Annotated in this window: 2 protein-coding genes, 1 tRNA gene and 1 pseudogene; 3 read left to right on the forward strand and 1 reads right to left on the reverse strand. The window is 34.4% G+C overall.

Translation table 11 applies throughout. The annotated features are described in order from the left end of the window. Positions 1–77 (forward strand): annotated as a pseudogene (locus tag ABD915_RS09125) (helix-turn-helix transcriptional regulator); the annotation flags it as partial. A gap of 102 nt (positions 78–179) precedes the next feature. Here the strand turns inward: ABD915_RS09125 and ABD915_RS09130 are convergent. Beyond that, positions 180–252 (reverse strand) — tRNA-Thr (locus ABD915_RS09130). Between the two features lie 1109 nt (positions 253–1361). Between ABD915_RS09130 and ABD915_RS09135 the strand changes: the two genes are divergently transcribed. Both ABD915_RS09135 and ABD915_RS09140 read left to right on the forward strand, forming a co-directional pair. After that, positions 1362–2024 (forward strand): LbetaH domain-containing protein, encoded by a 663-nt coding sequence (locus ABD915_RS09135; protein WP_345117572.1) that lies wholly within the window; start codon positions 1362–1364, stop codon positions 2022–2024. 151 nt (positions 2025–2175) lie between these two features. Continuing rightward, positions 2176–2877, forward strand: coding sequence for a hypothetical protein (locus tag ABD915_RS09140; RefSeq protein WP_345117574.1), 702 nt, complete (start codon positions 2176–2178; stop codon positions 2875–2877). Positions 2878–3045 lie beyond the last annotated feature (168 nt).

Raw genomic sequence — 3045 nt, forward strand, 5'->3', positions numbered from 1 at the left:
GAGCAGTAAGGTGGAGAAAAAAAGAGATCTTAGCCTTTACTCCAGAGAAAAATAAGGAACAAATAACAACAAATTAGATAAAATTGTATAAACTGTAATAGGTGGACTAAAAGGTGGTCTTAAAACAGATAATTAAAGAGAAAATCTATATATTTCAATGCGTTAAAAGCAAAAAGCGGTGCCGCATGCCGGATTCGAACCAGCGACCCCATCATTACGAATGATGTGCTCTACCAACTGAGCTAATGCGGCATAGCCTTACATAAATTAATTAGACGAAAGTCAGTCTCAGCGTAATAGCCAAAACTATGCACAAAAGCAAGTATGCATTTTTTTCAATAATTTATAAGATGTGGCAATTGTTGAGGTAAAAAAAGAGGGGCACAAAGGTCAGGAGCAGAGCAGTATTTTTTATCTTGACACTATAAAATGCTTTTTCATTTACAATCACGTTCAAACTTGGAAGTTGATATGAAATCGCATCTTTGGGGTGAAAGTGATGTCAAGGTATCCCTCGTACAAATAAAAATATCTGTTGTTTCTAGGGAAGAAAGAAATTTGTTGGATAAGCGATTTGGAGAATAAAAACATCATCAACCTTTATAAGATGAAGATGAGATCAGTGGAATTGGTAGAAACGGTACTTCTCATTCTTAATAGGCAATAAACCACACTTATCCTATTTATCGTTTATCTTATGAAAATGAAAAATGATGCCATGGCTATAAAGAATATAGCAGCTATAAAGAATGCATAAAACAGCAGTTTTGAATAAAGCAAAATGCAAATGAAAATGCGTTGCTTAATAAAGGCGCGGTGCCTATTAATGTTGTTTAAATTACAAATCCTTTAAACAAAATCCACAAAAATCATTCTATAAAATAAGCATGCTTTATAAAGTTAAAAATACGCATAATAAGAGCGTTTTTAAATATTATGAAGGCAAAAATAGGTAAATAACCAAATTTCGTAATATAGAGTCAAATAGATGACAATAAGGTAGCAATAATTGATAAGCATATGATAATATGTATACACAATGCATTTTAAAAAATACAAAAAATATCAAAAAAGATAAAACAATCATTGACAATAAATACGTATTTTGTTATATAAATACTCAAGTGCTTCAAAAACACTTTCGTTAAGCGGATAGGTTACGAAACAACCTCTCCCATGCCTTTAAAATACTGACTTTCTTTTATGCTATAGAAAGCATATAACGATTTTGTCGGGTGTGGTTACACTATACAATACTCTTTATGAGAAAAGTGTAACGACGGACTTAACGCCGTGTTTTTGAGCGCCCGGCACCATTATAGGGTGTCAATCAAAAACAATTTTACGTTAAGGATTTAGTTATGACAACTATAGCAAAAAACACTACAATTTCCTCTAAAATTGCAAATGCAACCGCATCTAATAACAAACAAGAGCCTGCGAAAAAATACGAATTTATTAATGATGGTGAATATATAGATGGTCATTTCTTAACACGCATTCGTGCTTTAAGAGATTTTGCTGATGTCAAAAAAGGCGATCTGGGGAGCTATATTGAAAAGGAAGATAACCTCTCTCATGAGGGTAATTGCTGGGTTTATAATAAAGCCCGTGTCTTTCAAAATGCACGCGTTTTTGGCAATGCAAAAGTAAAAAGCTTTTTTGTTGATGTCTATGGCAATGCACAAATTTATGATAACGCTCGTATCACTGATCATGCCCATATTTCTGATGATGCTGTCATTTGTGATAATGCCCATGTCGGTGGCAATGCAAAAATAAGTGGTTCTGCTTACATCTGTGATGAATCGCGTGTATTCGATGATGCCGTTATTTGTGATGCTCTTATCTCTGGCAATTCTTATATCCATAGTAATGCCTCTTTAACTGCTAATGAAGATATCTGTGATGATGCATATCCAGAATTTGGTAGTGAAGATGATTATTATCGTCATGAATATTATGATGATTGTGAAGGGTATTATGATGATGATGACAGCCAATATGAAAATGAAGCGGCGTAAATAAATGCGCGGGCGCGGCGGGGGCGCCCCTCTTTAAAACATTTCATTTAAAAATTTATCGAATATTAGATTAGGGAGTTACCTATGGCCAATACAACTGTATCTAAAAAAATATGAGCTTACAAATGAAAGTATAGAAATTAGAGATAACGTGATTAAAAAGATTGTAAGGCTTTATCCTATTCGTGCATTAAGAGACTTTGCTGATGTTAAGGCTGGTGATCTTGGTGGTTTTGTAGAAAAGGAAAGCAATCTTTCTCATGATGGCAATTGCTGGGTATATGATGATGCCTTGGTTGCTACAGATTCCGTTGTTTCTGACAATGTACAAGTGCGTAATAATGCACGTGTTTTTAGAAGTTCTAAAGTATCTGGCAACGCTGTTATTATGAATAATGCTCAGGTTTTTCATAATGCTAAGATTTTTGAAAATGCGAAAATTTGCGATAACGCAATGGTAAATGGTATTGTTAGTGGCAATGCTGTTGTTTGTGAAAATGCACAGCTCGCTTTTTTTGCTTGTGTTTCTGATAATGCACAAGTTTCTGGTAGTGCACATGTGAATGGTAAGATTTATGGCAATGCAAAAATCTGCGGTAATGCTCGTATTGATAGCAGTGTTTATATTTATGATCATGCATATGTTTCTGATAGAGCTATTATTTATAAGAATGTAAAGGTTTTTGGCAATGCAAGGGTTTACGATAATGCGGTAGTTTATAGCAAGCCCTTTACTGATGGCTGGGCTAGAACTGAAGATGTAAAAATCTCTGGCAATGCTGTCATTAATGGCAATCAAAAAATTTGTGATGATGTTGATGGTAGTGAACCAAGCACAAATAAAGCAGCATAATTGAATGCGCGGGCGTTGTGGGGGCGCCCCTCTTTCAAATCTTCCATTCCAAATTTTAGCAAATCTTTATCACATATAAATTGTGAGGGTATTCTTATGTGCAAAAAATACATCATAACAAATGAAATGAAACAAATTAAAGATAGACTGACTAAACGGGTTACTACC

It is taken from the genome of Bartonella jaculi, from assembly GCF_039543045.1.
Taxonomy (GTDB): Bacteria; Pseudomonadota; Alphaproteobacteria; order Rhizobiales; family Rhizobiaceae; genus Bartonella; species Bartonella jaculi.